Source organism: Methylobacterium nigriterrae (assembly GCF_037106235.1).
GTDB lineage: Bacteria > Pseudomonadota > Alphaproteobacteria > Rhizobiales > Beijerinckiaceae > Methylobacterium > Methylobacterium nigriterrae.
In genome coordinates this window covers 1-270 of sequence record NZ_JBAWTG010000884.1, presented here as the reverse complement: position 1 = coordinate 270, position 270 = coordinate 1, and the positions used below count along the sequence as shown (strand labels likewise).

The 270-nt window shown below is 63.7% G+C and carries 1 pseudogene; it reads right to left on the bottom strand.

Features of this window, described 5'->3' with window-relative positions:
* Positions 1-270, bottom strand: a pseudogene (locus tag WDW90_RS39545) (malate synthase G); the annotation flags it as partial.

The following is a 270-nucleotide window of genomic DNA, read 5'->3' as shown; positions in this document are numbered from 1 at the left end:
ACTTCGTCCGGGCCGTGCATCTTGGGCTTGACGATATAGATGGAACCTGTTCGGGAGTTCAGGCGCGCTTTCAGGTCGTGCATGGCGATGAGCGACGTGAAGGCTGCATCCATGATGCCTTCCGGAACCTCGCGGCCGTCGCGATCCAGGATGGCCGGGTTCGTCATGAGGTGACCGACGTTGCGGATCAAAAGCAGCGCGCGACCGTGGAGCGTGCCCTTGCTGCCGTCGCGCGCCGTGTATTCGCGGTCGGCATTCAGGCGGCGGGTG